A 14,835-nucleotide genomic window follows, 5' to 3' on the forward strand; every position below is an offset into this window, starting at 1 on the left:
GGGCGATCCTCGTCGCGGGGAAGCGCGCGGTCAGCGCGGGCCGGCGGCGACGGCGTCGCGGCGGCGGGAGGCCTTCGGCACCTTCGCGGCGATGCCGTAGAGCCGCTCGCGCCGCTCCATCTCCTCCCAGACCTGGCGCGGCTCGATGCCGGCGCCGGCCCAGAGCACGGCGAGATGATAGATCAGGTCCGCGCTCTCCGCGACGATGCGTTCGCGGTCGCCGGCCTGCGCGTCGAGCGCGGTCTCCACGGCCTCCTCGGCCAGCTTCTTGCCCAGCTTGGGCAGGCCTGCCGCGAGCAGGCGCGCGGTCCTGGAGGTGGCGACGTCCTCGTCGCGGGCGGCGAGGATCGCGCGATGGAGACGGTCGATGGCATCGCTCATGCCCCCCGCATCGGACATTCGCGTGACGCCGGGATGACAGGCGCCGCCGGCTCCCCTCCGGGGAGTTGTCCGCGCCGCCGGCCGGAGGGGCGAGCCGCACGAGGCGCGCCCGACGATTCGCCCCACGGGGGACGGCGGTGACGGCTGCCGCCGCCTCAGATCGTCACCTGCGTGCCGACCTCCACCACGCGCCCGGTCGGGATCTGGAAGAAGTCGGTGGCGTTCGACGCCGTCTTGGAGAGCCAGATGAACAGCTTGTCCTGCCAGCGCGGCATGCCGGACTGCGCGGCCGGGCGCAGCACGCGGCGCGAGAGGAAGAAGGAAGTGGCCATGATGTCGAACTTGAAGCCCTGCTTGCGCAGCGCCGTCAGCCCCTTGGGGATGTTCGGCGTCTCCATGTAGCCGTAGGTCATCAGCACCCGGTAGAAGCTCTCGCCGAGCGGCTCGACGCTGACGCGGTCCTCCTCGCCGACGCGCGGCGTGTCGGTCGCGCGCACGGTGAGGATGACGTTCTTCTCGTGCAGCACCTTGTTGTGCTTGAGGTTGTGCATCAGCGCGGTGGGGGTCGTCTCGGGGTCGGAGGTGAGGAACACCGCCATGCCGCGCACCCGGTGCGGCGGGCTCTTCTCCAGCATCGCGATGAGCTCCGCGAGCGGGATGTCGGTCTTGCGTGTCTTGGCGAAGAGGAGCCGCGAGCCGCGCAGCCAGGTCCACATGGTCAGGATCAGCGCGACCGCGAGCAGCACCGGCACGTAGCCGCCGGAGAACACCTTGAGAAGGGTCGAGCCGAAGAAGGCGAGGTCGATCACGAGGAACGGCGTCATGATCGCCACCGCCGCCACGAGCCCCCAGCGCCAGCCCTTCCAGATGACGAGGATGGCGAGCAGCGCGTCCACCGTCATCGCGCCGAACACCGCGACCCCGTAGGCCGAGGCGAGCGCGGAGGACGACCCGAAGCCGATGACGAGCGCGATGACGCCCGCGAGCAGCAGCCAGTTCACCCGCGGCATGTAGATCTGGCCCGAGTGCGCCTCGGACGTGAAGCGGATCTCGAGGCGCGGCAGGAGGCCGAGCTGCACCGCCTGGCGGGTCAGCGAGAAGGCGCCGGTGATCACCGCCTGGCTCGCGATGATGGTCGCGAGCGTGGCCAGCCCGACGAGCGGCAGCGTGGCCCAGTCCGGCACGAGATTGTAGAACGGGCTCTCGATCGTCTCCGGGTTCGAGAGCACGACGGCGCCCTGGCCGAAATAGTTCAGCGTCAGCGCCGGCAGCACCATGGTGAGCCAGGCGGTGCGGATCGGGCCCCGCCCGAAATGGCCGAGGTCGGCGTAGAGCGCCTCCGCGCCGGTCACCGCGAGGCACACCGCACCGAGCACGGCGACCGTCACGAACGGATGATCGATCAGGAAGCGCGCACCCCAGAGCGGGTTGATGGCCGCGAGCACGCCGGGATCGTCGAAGATGTGCCACAGGCCGGTCCCCGCGAGCACCGCGAACCACACGCACATCACCGGCCCGAAGAAGGTCGCCACCGAGCTCGTGCCCCGGCTCTGGACGGAGAACAGGAAGACGAGGATGACGAGCGCGATCGGCACGACGTAATCGGCGCTGGCGGGGGCGGCGATCTTCAGGCCCTCCACCGCGGAGAGGACGGAGATCGCCGGCGTGATCATGGCGTCGCCGTAGAACAGGCCCGCGCCGACGGCGCCGAGCAGCAGCACCGCGAGGCGCCCGCGCCCGAGCGCGCGCATGGCGAGCGCGACGAGCGTGAGCGTGCCGCCCTCGCCGTTGTTGTCCGCGCGCAGCAGGATGAAGACGTATTTCAGGGTGACGACGAGGATCAGCGCCCAGAGCACGAGCGAGAGCACGCCGAGCACGATGTCGCGGGTGATCGGCCCGCCGGCCGAGGCGGCGATGATCGACTCGCGCAGCGCGTAGAGCGGGCTCGTGCCGATGTCGCCGTAGACGACGCCCACCGAGCCGATGGTCAGCGTCCAGAAGCCGGCCTTCCGGTGGGCTTCCGGCAGCGCGGACTCGGCCGTGGCGGGAGAATCGGGATGCCCGTTCGTCAGGGCGTTCGGCTGTGACATGGGATCTGGTCGGTTCTGTTCCGGGCCGCGCCCCCGCGATCGTCGTTCGCGTGCCTGCGGGTCGCGTTCGCCCATGCGAAAGCCGCGCCGATCGGACACCTCGGCGTCGGGCGGCGGCGTCGAGCGGCGCGGTCTCTAGCACGTTCCGCAGCGCAGCGAAACAGGGGCACCCGCGACCGAGTGCGCGGCGCGCACGCCTCAGCCCTGCGTGGTACGCTCGCGGATCAGTCCCTCCTGCGCCACGGACGCGACGAGGCGGCCGTCGCGGGTGAAGATCGACCCGCGCGAGAAGCCCCGCGCACCCGAGGCGGAGGGGCTCTCCTGGGCGTAGAGCAGCCATTCGTCGGCGCGGAAGGGACGATGGAGCCACAGGGCGTGATCGAGCGAGGCGGCCTGGATCGTGCGCTGGAAGACGCTGCGGCCGTGCGGGATGAGCGAGGAATCGAGCAGCGTCATGTCGGACGCGTAGGCGAGGGCGCAGTCGTGGATCGCCTGCTCGTCGGGCAGGCGTCCGGTCGTGCGGATCCAGACGTGGAAGCGTGCCGGCAGCGGCTCCGAGCCCGGGTCGCGGGGCAGGTAGCGCTCGAGCTCGACGGGGCGCAGCTCGATCGGCCGCTCGCGCTCGAAATAGGCCCGCGCTGCCGGGTCCATCAGCGGCATGACGCGCGCGCGCAGCTCGTCCTCGCCGGGGAGGTCCTCCGGAGCCGGGACGTCGGGCATCGCGGCCGCGTGGTCGAGCCCGTCCTCGCGGAGCTGGAAGGAGGCCGACATCGAGAAGATCGCCCGCCCGTGCTGGATCGCGACCACGCGCCGCGTGGCGAAGGACTTGCCGTCGCGGATCGGGTCGACCTCGTAGACGATCGGCGCCTTCGGGTCTCCCGGCAGAAGGAAGTACGCGTGGAGCGAGTGCGCCTGGCGGCCCTCGACGGTGCGGGTCGCCGCCACGAGGGCCTGGCCGATCACCTGCCCGCCGAACACGCGCTGCCAGCCCACGTTGGGGCTGCGGCCTCGGAACAGGTTGGTCTCCAGCCGCTCCAGGTCGAGAATCGCGAGCAGCTCTTCGACGGCGCGCGCCATGTGCTAGATACCTCCGTGCCGGGTCGGGGCATGTGAGCCGCCTCCGCCCGGCGGGTCAAGCGCGCGGATGCGCGTGCGGTTTCGCGTTCGATGGAGGCGACGATGACGGGTCCGGCGGGACGGGGGCAGAGCTGGCGGATCGTGGTGGCGGGGGGCGGCATCGTCGGCCTCGCCCTGGCGCTGGCGCTCAGGCGCGCGGCGCCGCGCGCGATCGAGGTGACGCTCGCCGACCCCGCGCTCGCCCGCGACCCCGACGGCGACCGCCGCGCCTACGCCGTCTCCGCGGCGAGCCGGCGCATGCTCTCGGCCCTCGACGTCTGGGCGGGGATCGCCGGCCGGGCGCAGGAGATGCGCGAGATGGTGATCACCGACAGCCATCTCGCCGACCCGGTGCGGCCGGTGTTCCTGGAGTTCGGCGGGGACGGGGAGCGACGGGACGACGAGGGCGGCGCGGCGGAGCATGGCGCGCCCGACGAGCCCTCCTCCGAGCCCTTCGCCGAGCCTTTCGCCGAGCCCTTCGCCCACATGGTCGAGAGCGCCGTCCTCGTGCGCGCGCTCCGCGACACCTGCCGGGAGGCGGGTGTCGAGATGCTGGAGGCCGGCGTGCGCCGCGCGACGCCGGATGCCGACGGCGCCGGCGTCTCGGTGCGGCTGACGGACGGGAGCACGCGCGAGGCTCATCTCGTCTGCGCCGCGGACGGCAAGCGCTCGCGCCTGCGCGAGGGCGCCGGCATCGGCTGGAGCGGCTGGGACTATCCGCAGTCGGGCCTGTCCGCGATCGTCGGCCACGCCCGCGACCACGAGGGGAGGGCGATCCAGCACTTCCTGCCCTCGGGCCCCTTCGCCATGCTGCCGTTGACGCCCGGCGGCTCACTCGGGCACCGCTCGGCCATCGTCTGGTCCGAGCGGAAGACGAACGTGCCGCACATGCTGGCGCTCGACGAGGACATGCTGCTCGAGGAGATCGAGCGCCGCTTCGGGCTCGAGCTCGGGGCGATCGCGCTGGAGACGCCGATCCAGGCCTTCCCGCTCGAGTTCGGCCTCGCCCGCGCCTTCGTCGCGCAGCGGCTCGCGCTCCTCGGCGACGCCGCCCACGTGATCCATCCGATCGCCGGGCAGGGCGTCAACCTCGGCCTGAAGGACGCGGCCGTGCTCGCCGAGCGGATCGTGTCCGCGGTGCGGCTCGGCATGGATCTGGGGGCGGCGGACGTGCTCGAGGACTACCAGCGCGCGCGCCGCGCCGACACGGTGGCGATGGGCCTCGCCACCGACGCGCTCAACCGCCTGTTCTCCAACGACGTGGCGCCCGTGCGCATGCTGCGCGACCTCGGGCTCGGGCTCGTGAACCGCATGCCGGCGGCCAAGCGCTTCTTCATGCGCGAGGCGGCGGGCGTGCCGGGGCAGGGCGGCGCGCGGCTGCTGCGGGGAGAGGCGTTGTGAACGTGCTCTGGTGTCCTGCCACATCCGGCGCACGTGCGAGCGCCGATGCCGACGCCGTCGGAGGCGCCTGAACTCGGTCGTGCGGTGCCGTCGACCGGAGGCGACGAGCTTGTCGTCGAACGTGGCGAAGCCGTCACCGCCGGTGCTTTTCGCAACGTGGAGAGCGTCTGCGAGATCCATCCCGGCTTCGGCGAGGCGCAGGCACTCGGCCACTGCGTCCTCGTCTTCCATGAGCACGTTCGAAAGCCCTGCGAGCGCTCGAAGCGCATTGCAGATTTGCCGGCGCTCGAAGCCGTAGGCCTGCTTCAAGACCCGAGCCGTCTCCAGCAGCACGGTCACGGGTACGAACACGGCCTCGTTCGGGTGCGTCCGCACAAGCCTCCCTCACCGCCGCAGCATCCCGCCCAGCATCCCGCGCACGATCGCCCGCCCCACCGTCGACCCCGTCCGCCCGCCGATGGCGCGGCCGATGTCGGCGGCGGCCTGGCCGGCGACGCGGTTCACGACGGTGCGGGTGACTTCCCGGGCGACTCGCTGGCCGGTGGTCAGGCGCCCGCGGCTGCCGCGGCTGCCGCCGCCGTTCCCGACGCCGAAGAAGCCGCCGAGCGCGTCGAGCAGGCCGCCCTTCTCCTCGGAGATGGTCTCCTCGCGCAGCGCCTCCTCGGCGCGGCGGGCCAGGATCTCGTAGGCGCTCTCGCGATCCACACTCGTGTCGTAGCGGCCGGCGAGCGGGCTCGTGCGGACGATGCGGTCGCGCTCCGTGTCGGTGGCGGGGCCGACGCGGGCCATCGGCGGGGCGACGAGGGTGCGCTCGACGACGCGCGGTGCGCCCTTCGCGTCGAGGGTGGAGACCAGCGCCTCGCCGACGCGCAGCTCGGTGATCGCGGTGGCGACGGCGAAGGTCTCGTTCTGCCGGAAGGTCTCGGCGGCGGCCCGGACCGCACGCTGGTCGCGCGGGGTGAAGGCGCGCAGCGCGTGCTGGACGCGATTGCCGAGCTGGCCCAGCACCTCGTCGGGCAAGTCGAGCGGATTCTGCGTGACGAAGTAGACGCCGACCCCCTTGGAGCGGATGAGGCGTACGACGCGCTCGATCGTGTCGAGCAGGACCTTCGGCGCGTCGTCGAACAGGAGATGCGCCTCGTCGAAGAAGAAGACCAGCACGGGCTTGTCCGGGTCGCCCACCTCGGGGAGGGTCTCGAACAGCTCGGAGAGCAGCCAGAGCAGGAACGTGGCGTAGAGCCGCGGCGTCGCCATCAGCTCCTCGGCGGCGAGGAGGTTGATCGTGCCGCGCCCGGTGCGGTCGGTGCGCATCAGGTCGCGGATGTCGAGGGCGGGCTCGCCGAGGAAGGCCTCGCCGCCCTGGTTCTCCAGCACGAGGAGCTGGCGCTGGATGGCGCCCACCGAGGCCTTGGAGACGTTGCCGTAGACGGACGACAGCTGCTTGGCGTTCTCCGCGACGAAGGCGAGAAGCGACCGCAGGTCCTTCAGGTCGAGGAGGAGCAGGCCCTCCTCGTCGGCGAGACGGAAGGCGATGTTGAGCACGCCCTCCTGCGTGTCGTTGAGGTCGAGGAGGCGCGACAGCAGGAGCGGCCCGATCTCGGAGACCGTGGCGCGGATCGGGTGGCCCTTCCTGCCGAACAGGTCCCAGAACACCACCGGGTAATCGTCGGGCGCGTAGGGGATCCCGATCTCGGCGGCGCGCTCGACGAAGGGCTTCTTCGAATCACCGGGCTGGGAGACGCCGGAGAGGTCGCCCTTGATGTCGGCGGCGAAGACGGGAACGCCGGCGTTGGAGAAGCCCTCGGCGAGCGTCTGCAGCGTCACCGTCTTGCCGGTCCCGGTCGCGCCGGCGACGAGGCCGTGGCGGTTGGCGCGGCGCAGGAGGAGGGTCTCCTCCGCGAGCCCGTCGTCGCGGCGGCTTTTGCCGATCAGGATGCTGTCGTCGCTCACCTCGCCCCCCGGCGTGTCGTTGTCCGAGGCGGCATTCTGGCGTGCGGGGGCCGCTCGTGCCAGCCCGGGCACGCACGAAATCGGCCGGGGCTCGCGCTCCGGCCGTCGCGGGGGTCGCAGCGTGGTGCCGGGAGCCGTCGGCGCCCGCTGCTGCGCTCGCGTGCGGGCTCACTTGCCCCGCAGCGTGTCCTTGATGCTGCCGACCGTGTTCTGGGCCTTGCCCTCGGCCTGCTGCGAGCGGCCCTCGGCCTGGGTCTTCTGGTCTCCGGTGAGCTTGCCGGCGGCTTCCTTCGCCTTGCCGGCCATGTTCTTGGCGGAGCCCTCGGTGCGGTCCTTGTCGACGGCCATGTGCGTCTCCTCTGGTCGGTGGGGATGCTCGCGTCTGGATGCTCGCGTGCCCGGCGAACCCCCGGGCGGTCGGGGAGTTCCCCAGGCCTTGCGCATCGCCGGCGGCTCTGCGACCCATATCCTCACGACGAGCCCGCGACGCGGCCGGCGCCGACACGGAGACAAGGACCATGGACGACCTCATCGCCCGCATCACCGCGAAGACCGGGCTCGACCCGGAGACTGCCCGCAAGGCGGTGGGCATCATCCTCGCGTTCCTGCGCAAGGAGGGGCCGGAGAAGGAAGTGAACACGCTGATCGGCGCCATGCCCGCGGCGGAGCAGGCGATGGCCGACGGCGAGGCGGCGTCCGGCGCCGGCGGGCTGATGGGCTCCATCGGCGGCATGATGGGCGGCGGCGTGATGCAGCTCGGCGGCAAGCTGATGCAGATCGGCGTCGACATGGGCCAGATGCAGCCGCTCGGCCGCGAGCTCTTCGCCTACGGCCGCGAGAAGGTGGGCGAGGATACGCTCGGGCCCATCGTGGGATCGATCCCGGGGCTCCAGCAGTTCGTATGAGCCGGCGGCGTGGCGGTGCACCCGTGGGGTGCCCGTCGCGTGCGACACGGATGCGATGGTCCGCCCCTGGCGAACCGGGCAGGGGGACTATACATTGATGCTCGAACGCGCTTTCATCGACCTCGGGCGCGTCGCCCGAGCGGGGCGTCCGGTCCAGCAAGAGAATGGATGACCCGGCTGTCATGGTTCGGTGGGACTTCGAAAGGGGAAGCGTGAGCGGCGCGCCGCGAGGCGGGCCGTCCGGCGTCGGGCATCCGGCCGTCGCTTCCGACCCCGACGGGGGAGGCGGCAGCGGCGGGGGCCGTTCGGGCACGGCGATCATCACGCGTACGAAGCCGCGCACGAAGAAACCGAATTTGTATCGCGTGCTGTTGTTGAACGACGACTACACGCCGATGGAGTTCGTCATCCACGTCCTCGAGCGGTTCTTCCACAAGTCGCGAGAGGACGCCACGCGCATCATGCTGCACGTCCATCACAACGGCGTGGGGGAATGCGGCGTCTTCACCTACGAGGTGGCGGAGACGAAGGTGACGCAGGTGATGGATTTCGCCCGCAAGCACCAGCATCCGCTGCAATGCGTCATGGAGAAGAAGTGAGCCTTTCCCTCACGAACTCGTAGAGGCCAGCCTTGCCGAGCTTTTCTCGCTCTCTCGAACAAGCCCTCCACCGGGCTCTCGCCCTCGCCGGCGAGAGGCGTCACGAATACGCGACGCTGGAGCATCTCCTCCTCGCGCTGGTCGACGACCAGGACGCGGCCGCGGTGATGCGGGCGTGCAACGTCGACATCGAGGCGCTCAGGCGCAACCTCGTCGAGTACGTGGACAACGAGCTGGCGAACCTCGTCGCCGACCACCGGGCGGACGCCAAGCCGACCGCCGGCTTCCAGCGCGTGATCCAACGCGCGGTGATCCACGTCCAGTCCTCGGGCCGCGAGGAGGTGACGGGGGCGAACGTGCTCGTGGCGATCTTCGCCGAGCGCGAGAGCCATGCCGCGTACTTCCTGCAGGAGCAGGACATGACGCGCTACGACGCGGTCAACTACATCTCGCACGGGATCGCCAAGCGCCCCGGCGCCACCGAGGCGCGCCCGCCCCGCGGTGCGGAGGAGGAGAGCGGCGAGCGTCCCTCCGGCGACGAGGGCGACACGCGCGGCAAGAAGAAGGGCGACGCCTTGGACGCCTATTGCGTGAACCTCAACAAGAAGGCGCGCGAGGGCAAGATCGACCCCTTGATCGGCCGCGAGCCCGAGGTGCAGCGCACGATCCAGGTGCTCTGCCGCCGCCAGAAGAACAACCCGCTCCTCGTCGGCGATCCCGGCGTGGGCAAGACCGCGATCGCGGAAGGGCTCGCGCGCAAGATCAACGAGGGTCGCGTGCCCGACGTCCTCGCCGACGCGACCGTGTTCGCGCTCGACATGGGCGCGCTGCTCGCCGGTACGCGCTACCGCGGCGACTTCGAGGAGCGCCTCAAGCAGGTCGTCAAGGAGATCGAGAACCATCCCAAGGCGATCATGTTCATCGACGAGATCCACACGGTGATCGGCGCCGGTGCGACCTCGGGCGGCGCGATGGACGCCTCGAACCTCTTGAAGCCGGCGCTCGCGGCCGGCTCCTTGCGCTGCATCGGCTCGACGACCTACAAGGAGTACCGCCAGTACTTCGAGAAGGACCGCGCGCTGGTGCGCCGCTTCCAGAAGATCGACGTCAACGAGCCGTCGGTCGCGGACACGATCGAGATCATCAAGGGCCTCAAGCCCTACTACGAGACGTTCCACAAGCTGCGCTACTCGAACGACGCGATCAAGGCGGCGGTCGAGCTCTCCGCCCGCTACATCCACGACCGCAAGCTGCCCGACAAGGCGATCGACGTGATCGACGAGACGGGCGCCTCGCAGATGCTGCTGGCCGAGTCGAAGCGCAAGAAGACGATCGGCGTGAAGGAGATCGAGACGACGATCGCCTCGATGGCCCGCATCCCGCCCAAGACCGTCTCGAAGGACGACGCCGAGGTGCTCGCCAACCTCGAGAGCGGGCTCAAGACCGTGGTCTACGGGCAGGACGCGGCGATCGGGGCGCTCACGTCGGCGATCAAGCTCGCCCGCGCGGGCCTGCGCGAGCCGGAGAAGCCGATCGGCAACTACCTGTTCGCCGGCCCGACCGGCGTCGGCAAGACGGAGGTGGCGCGCCAGCTGTCGAAGTCGCTCGGCGTCGAGCTCCTGCGCTTCGACATGTCGGAATACATGGAGCGCCACACGGTCAGCCGCCTGATCGGCGCGCCTCCGGGCTATGTCGGGTTCGACCAGGGCGGGCTGCTCACCGACGGCGTCGACCAGCATCCGCATTGCGTGCTGCTGCTCGACGAGATCGAGAAGGCGCATCCGGACCTGTTCAACATCCTGCTCCAGATCATGGATCACGGGAAGCTGACGGACCACAACGGCAAGCACGTCGACTTCCGCAACGTGATCCTGATCATGACCACGAACGCCGGCGCGGCGGACCTCGCCAAGGCGGCCTTCGGCTTCACCCGCCAGAAGCGGGTGGGCGACGACCAGGAGGCGATCAACAAGCTGTTCGCCCCCGAGTTCAGGAACCGGCTGGACGCGATCATCTCCTTCGGCAACCTGCCGCGCGAGGTGATCTTCAAGGTCGTGGACAAGTTCGTCCTCCAGCTCGAGGCGCAGCTCGCCGATCGCAACGTCACGATCTCGCTGTCGGACGCGGCGCGCGACTGGCTCGTCGAGCACGGCTACGACGAGACGATGGGCGCGCGCCCGATGGGCCGGCTGATCCAGTCCTCGATCAAGACGCCGCTCGCGGACGAGGTGCTGTTCGGGCGCCTGAAGGACGGCGGCTCGGTGGAGGTGATCGTGGAGAAGGACGTCGACGGGCTCGACAAGCTCGGCTTCTCCTTCGCACCCGCACCGGCGAAGCCCACCAAGGTCAAGCTCGAGAAGCCGACCGATCCGCCCAAGAAGGCCAAGCGCAAGCCGCGCGCCGCCAAGAAGCCCACGCCGAAGAAGCCCGGTGACGGGCCCGACGGCGGCGGCAACGGCGGGGGCGGCGTGCGCACCGTACCGAAGGTGCCGCTGGTGCGCGCATGACGCAACGCGATCTCGACGAGGCGGTGGCGCGGCTGCGCGCCGCCTCGTTGCGCAACGACCCGGCTGCGGCCGACCTCGCTCCCGATCTCGGCCCGCCGCGCGGGCGCCCGGAGGCGGCGGGGCAGGGGCCGCTCGATCCCGACATCGTCGACGCCCATGCGCACGTGGTCGACGGCCACGGCCCCGCGCCGGTGTCGTCCATGCCCATCGGCGGCGCCGTGCCGCCGCCCGCGGCCTTCGTGCAGCCGCTGCCGCAGCCGCCGGCGGGGGCGCCCGCCGAGGCGACCCCGGCGCGCGCGCCGCAAGAGGGCGTGGGGCAGGCGGCGTCCGCGCAGGCTCGTCAGCGGCCGGCCGCGCGCGAGAACGCCGCGCCGGCGCCGGTGCTCGATCCGGAGGATCGTCGGGCGCCGCGCGGCCAGCCACGCGAGGACGACGCCGCGGTCGTCGGCGACGACGCTCCCTCGTCCGGCCTCGCGGCGCGCCTGCCGAGCTTCCTGAGGGCGCGAAGCGGGGCCGCAGCGCAGACGCTGGTCGAGCCGCGGCGGCGCCCCCCCCGGGCGCACGGCGAGGCGGCGGCGCACGGCGGGTCGGAGACGGTCCGGCCGGATGCCCCGCCGCGCCCGCGCGCGCGCCAGCGAACGACGGTGCGGCCCGCGCCGCGCACGGCCAAGGAGCAGCGCTGGGAACGGCGCCGGCGCCGGCACCTGCTCGAGGAGATCCTCGGCTGGGTGCTCGTTCCGGTGATCCTGGTGGCGCTCTACTGGGCCGTGGTGTGGGGCCTGTCGCTGTTCGGGCTCAGCCTCGACGACGTGGTCGAGGGCCTGCGCGAGGCCTGGGGCGCGCTGCAGTAGGAGCCGCGGGGCCGATCGCCGGGCGTCGGGGAGGAGCGGGCCGACCGGCTCCCCGGCGCAGCGCTTCTCTCCGCCCGGGAGCTACGAAAGGCGCGCGCGAATCCGCGCCGCGAGCCCTGCGATCACGTCCTGATCCGCCATCTCGCCCGTGTGCGGGCGCAACGGCACGCCCTCGAAGCGGGGAATCACGTGGACGTGCAGATGGAAAACCACCTGCCCGCCGGCGGTCTCGTTGAATTGCTGCACGGTGACGCCGTCCGCCCCGAGCGCGCTCATCGCCGCGCGGGCGACCTTCTGCGCGGTCGCCATCACCGCGGCGAGCGCCTCGGGCGGCGCGTCGAGCAGGTTGCGGCAGGGCACCTTGGGCACGACGAGCACGTGCCCGTCGCCGCGCGGCATGATGTCCATGAAGGCGAGCGTGGTCTCGTCCTCCCAGACCCGGTGCGCCGGCATCTCGCCCCGCAGGATCTTGGCGAAGACGTTGCTGGGATCGTAGGCGGTCTCGGGCATGCAGGGCCTCCTCGCGTCGCTGGCGCGCTCGGAGGAGACGACGGGGCGGCGCCGTGGTCAAGCCGTGAGCGAATGCGATCGCCGTTCAGTCCCCGGCGCGCTTGAAGGGGAGGGCGGCCTCGAGCTCCGCACCGATCCCGTTCACGAAGGACCGCTCCTCCTCCAGGTAGTGCGCGACCGCGCGCTCCAGGCCGCGATCGGCGATGAGGTGGGCGCTGTGCGTCGCCACCGGGCGGTAGCCGCGAAGGAGCTTGTGCTCGCCCTGCGCTCCCGCCTCGACGCGCTTCAGCCCGTTCGCGATGGCGAAGTCGATCGCCTGGTAGTAGCAGACCTCGAAATGCAGGAACGGGTGATCCTCCACGCAGCCCCAGTTGCGGCCGTAGAGCGTCTCGTCGCCGACGAAGTTGATCGCGCCGGCGATGTGGCGGCCGTCGCGACGAGCGAGGATCAGCAGGACCCGCTCGCCGAGCCGCTCGCCGACGCTGGTGAAGAAGCGGCGGTTGAGGTAGGGGCGGCCCCACTTGCGCGAGCCGGTGTCCTCGTAGAACGCGTAGAACGCATCCCAATGCGCTTGCGTGATGGCGGCGCCGCGCACCCAGTCGATCTCGATGCCCGCTGCGAGCGCGTCCCGGCGCTCGCGGCGGATGGTCTTGCGCTTGCGCGAGGCCAGCGTCTCCAGGAAGGCGTCGAAGCTCGCGTAGCCGTCGTTCAGCCAGTGGAACTGCTGGTCGATCCGCTGCAGGAAGCCCTCGGCACCGAGGCGCTCGCTCTGCGCCTTCGGCAGGAAGGTGACGTGGATCGAGGAGGCGTTCGCCTGGGCGCGCAGCGCCTTCAGGCCGGCCACGAGGATCGCCAGGGCCTCGTCGGCGCGCTCGCCCGGGCGCACCAGGAGGCGGGGGCCGGTCGCGGGCGTGAAGGGAACGCTGACCTGGAGCTTGGGATAGTAGCGCCCGCCCGCGCGCTCGTAGGCGTCAGCCCAGGCATGGTCGAAGACGTATTCGCCCTGGCTGTGGCTCTTGAGATAGGCGGGGGCGCAGGCCACCAGCCGTCCCTCCGGGTCCTCCACGAGGACGTGCGCCGGCGCCCAGCCGGTCCGCGGCCCGACGCTGCCGGACTCCTCCAGCGCCGCGAGGAAGGCGTGCGAGACGAACGGGCAATGCGGATCGACGCCGAGCGCGGCGGCGTGCGGACCGAGCGCGCAGGCATCCCAATCGGCGTCCGGGACGGCGGCGATCCGGCCGGCGATCTTGACGACGAGATCCGTCACGAACCCTCCTGCGGGAGACGGCGACGAGGCTGCAAGTAGGTGCGAGGCGCGACACGGCAAGCGCCGACGAGCCGCCTCACCCCGCCCGCCACCGGCTCTCCAGCCCGGGAGGGCCCTCGCGCGAGGCGAGGCCGCGGGCGTGGAGGTCCTCGAGGTGAGCGAGCACGTTGAGCGCCGCGGCGGGCTTCAGGGCCGGGGCGAGGCCGCGGTAGACGGTCTCGACGAGGCCGGCGACGGTGTCGTCGCCGGCGCGCAGCCGGGCGAGGATCGACTCCTCGCGCTGCCGCCGATGGGCGATGATCGCGCGCACGAAACGCCCCGGCTCGGTGACCGGGCCGCCGTGGCCGGGCCAGTAGATCGTCTCGTCCCGCGCCAGGAGCTTGGACAGCGAGGCCATGTAGGGGCCCATCGCGCCGTCCGGCGGGCCGATGAAGGTGGTCGACCAGGCCATGACGTGGTCGCCGGAGAACAGCGCCCTCTCCTGGGGCAAGGCGAAGGCGAGGTGGTTCGCGGTGTGGCCCGGGGTCGCGACGGCGTCCAAAGCCCAGCCGGGCCCCTCGACCCGCTCGCCGTCGGCGAGCACGCGGTCGGGCGCGTAGGCGCGATCGCCGGCGGTCTCCATCGCGTTGGTCTCGCCGGCGGCGAGACCGCGGGAATCGCGGTGGGGGGCGCAGCCGACGATGGCCGCGCCGGTGATCTCCCGCAGCGGGGAGGCGCCCGGCGAATGGTCGCGGTGGGTGTGGGTGACGAGGACGTGTGCGATGCGCTCGCCCCGGGTCGCCGCGAGGATCGCCGCGCGGTGGGCGGGATCGTCCGGGCCGGGGTCGATGATCGCCACCTCGCCCGTGCCGACGACGTAGGTGCAGGTGCCGGTGAAGGTCACCGGCCCGGCATTGCCGGCGACGATCCGGCGCACGAGCGGGGAGACGCGCACGCAGGCGCCGGCCGGCTGGTCGAACGTCGTGTCGAAGCGCGGGGTCTCGCTCATCGGCGGGCTCCGGTCGGGCTCGAATTACGGGAGTCGCGCGGGGGGGAACGGCGAGCGAGGCCGCCCTCGACGCGAAACCGCCGCCGGCGGTGGCCGGCGGCGGCGAAACTGGTTGGGGGGATGACCTCTTCTTGTGATTGCCCCGCCGGAGCGCCGGCCAGGATCTCAGATGGCTCCGACGACGATGGCGCCCACGAAAACGAGCGCCGCACAGAAAACCGCGATGTTCAACTTCGGTACGAGATGAAGCTTCGCGTAGCGGCTCATGAC

The 14,835-nt window shown here is 71.6% G+C and carries 13 protein-coding genes; 5 read left to right on the forward strand and 8 right to left on the reverse strand.

Annotated elements, in window-relative coordinates:
* Window positions 1–30 precede the first annotated feature (30 nt).
* The 3 genes from hisE to tesB all read right to left on the reverse strand — a co-directional run bounded on the left by hisE (window position 31) and on the right by tesB (window position 3,548).
* Window positions 31–381: a phosphoribosyl-ATP diphosphatase gene (gene hisE, locus G407_RS26755; protein ID WP_052341159.1), complete on the reverse strand. Its 351-nt coding sequence runs from the start codon at window positions 379–381 to the stop codon at window positions 31–33.
* Window positions 382–536: 155 nt separating this feature from the next.
* On the reverse strand, window positions 537–2,471 hold the full coding sequence (locus tag G407_RS0109545; RefSeq protein ID WP_029030634.1) for a potassium transporter Kup: 1,935 nt from the start codon (window positions 2,469–2,471) through the stop codon (window positions 537–539).
* Window positions 2,472–2,669: 198 nt separating this feature from the next.
* Window positions 2,670–3,548 carry an acyl-CoA thioesterase II gene (gene tesB, locus G407_RS0109550; RefSeq protein ID WP_029030635.1) on the reverse strand — a complete coding sequence of 293 codons (879 nt, stop codon included), beginning with the start codon at window positions 3,546–3,548 and terminating at the stop codon, window positions 2,670–2,672.
* Between the two features lie 102 nt (window positions 3,549–3,650).
* On the opposite strand from tesB, the gene G407_RS0109555 reads away from it, so the two are divergent.
* Window positions 3,651–4,988 (forward strand): FAD-dependent monooxygenase, encoded by a 1,338-nt coding sequence (locus G407_RS0109555; protein WP_029030636.1) that lies wholly within the window; start codon window positions 3,651–3,653, stop codon window positions 4,986–4,988.
* A 384-nt stretch (window positions 4,989–5,372) separates the two neighbouring features.
* Here G407_RS0109555 and G407_RS0109560 read toward each other — a convergent pair whose 3' ends face one another.
* Window positions 5,373–6,938, reverse strand: a complete 1,566-nt coding sequence (locus tag G407_RS0109560) for a helicase HerA-like domain-containing protein (RefSeq protein WP_029030637.1) — start codon at window positions 6,936–6,938, stop codon at window positions 5,373–5,375.
* A gap of 168 nt (window positions 6,939–7,106) precedes the next feature.
* A complete protein-coding gene (locus tag G407_RS0109565) occupies window positions 7,107–7,286 on the reverse strand; it encodes a CsbD family protein (protein WP_029030638.1) in 180 nt (59 codons plus the stop codon).
* A 170-nt stretch (window positions 7,287–7,456) separates the two neighbouring features.
* On the opposite strand from G407_RS0109565, the gene G407_RS0109570 reads away from it, so the two are divergent.
* From G407_RS0109570 to G407_RS31020, 4 genes are all read left to right on the forward strand, one after another.
* Complete coding sequence (locus G407_RS0109570) at window positions 7,457–7,843, forward strand: DUF2267 domain-containing protein (protein ID WP_029030639.1); 387 nt, start codon at window positions 7,457–7,459, stop codon at window positions 7,841–7,843.
* A 317-nt stretch (window positions 7,844–8,160) separates the two neighbouring features.
* Window positions 8,161–8,442 (forward strand): ATP-dependent Clp protease adapter ClpS, encoded by a 282-nt coding sequence (gene clpS, locus G407_RS26760; protein WP_052341189.1) that lies wholly within the window; start codon window positions 8,161–8,163, stop codon window positions 8,440–8,442.
* 32 nt (window positions 8,443–8,474) lie between these two features.
* Window positions 8,475–10,949, forward strand: a complete 2,475-nt coding sequence (gene clpA, locus G407_RS0109580) for an ATP-dependent Clp protease ATP-binding subunit ClpA (RefSeq protein WP_029030640.1) — start codon at window positions 8,475–8,477, stop codon at window positions 10,947–10,949.
* Window positions 10,946–11,800, forward strand: a complete 855-nt coding sequence (locus G407_RS31020; protein ID WP_043539390.1) for a hypothetical protein — start codon at window positions 10,946–10,948, stop codon at window positions 11,798–11,800. The genes clpA and G407_RS31020 overlap by 4 nt, the downstream gene beginning before the upstream one ends.
* 81 nt (window positions 11,801–11,881) lie before the next feature.
* Here G407_RS31020 and G407_RS0109590 read toward each other — a convergent pair whose 3' ends face one another.
* From G407_RS0109590 to G407_RS0109600, 3 genes are all read right to left on the reverse strand, one after another.
* Window positions 11,882–12,310, reverse strand: a complete 429-nt coding sequence (locus G407_RS0109590) for an HIT family protein (protein ID WP_029030641.1) — start codon at window positions 12,308–12,310, stop codon at window positions 11,882–11,884.
* Between the two features lie 85 nt (window positions 12,311–12,395).
* A complete protein-coding gene (locus G407_RS26770; RefSeq protein ID WP_043539392.1) occupies window positions 12,396–13,577 on the reverse strand; it encodes a GNAT family N-acetyltransferase in 1,182 nt (393 codons plus the stop codon).
* A gap of 76 nt (window positions 13,578–13,653) precedes the next feature.
* Window positions 13,654–14,565, reverse strand: a complete 912-nt coding sequence (locus tag G407_RS0109600; protein ID WP_029030642.1) for an MBL fold metallo-hydrolase — start codon at window positions 14,563–14,565, stop codon at window positions 13,654–13,656.
* Between the last annotated feature and the right edge of the window lie 270 nt (window positions 14,566–14,835).

This window comes from Salinarimonas rosea DSM 21201 (assembly GCF_000429045.1).
Taxonomy (GTDB): domain Bacteria; phylum Pseudomonadota; class Alphaproteobacteria; order Rhizobiales; family Beijerinckiaceae; genus Salinarimonas; species Salinarimonas rosea.

Bases quoted from the DNA above. Each gene is read 5' to 3' on its own strand.
- G407_RS31020 (WP_043539390.1), top strand. From the start codon at position 10,946: ATGACGCAACGCGATCTCGACGAGGCGGTGGCGCGGCTGCGCGCCGCC.
- G407_RS0109600 (WP_029030642.1), bottom strand. From the start codon at position 14,565: ATGAGCGAGACCCCGCGCTTCGACACGACGTTCGACCAGCCGGCCGGC.
- G407_RS0109565 (WP_029030638.1), bottom strand. From the start codon at position 7,286: ATGGCCGTCGACAAGGACCGCACCGAGGGCTCCGCCAAGAACATGGCC.
- tesB (WP_029030635.1), bottom strand. From the start codon at position 3,548: ATGGCGCGCGCCGTCGAAGAGCTGCTCGCGATTCTCGACCTGGAGCGG.
- G407_RS0109545 (WP_029030634.1), bottom strand. From the start codon at position 2,471: ATGTCACAGCCGAACGCCCTGACGAACGGGCATCCCGATTCTCCCGCC.
- G407_RS0109590 (WP_029030641.1), bottom strand. From the start codon at position 12,310: ATGCCCGAGACCGCCTACGATCCCAGCAACGTCTTCGCCAAGATCCTG.
- G407_RS0109555 (WP_029030636.1), top strand. From the start codon at position 3,651: ATGACGGGTCCGGCGGGACGGGGGCAGAGCTGGCGGATCGTGGTGGCG.
- G407_RS0109570 (WP_029030639.1), top strand. From the start codon at position 7,457: ATGGACGACCTCATCGCCCGCATCACCGCGAAGACCGGGCTCGACCCG.
- hisE (WP_052341159.1), bottom strand. From the start codon at position 381: ATGAGCGATGCCATCGACCGTCTCCATCGCGCGATCCTCGCCGCCCGC.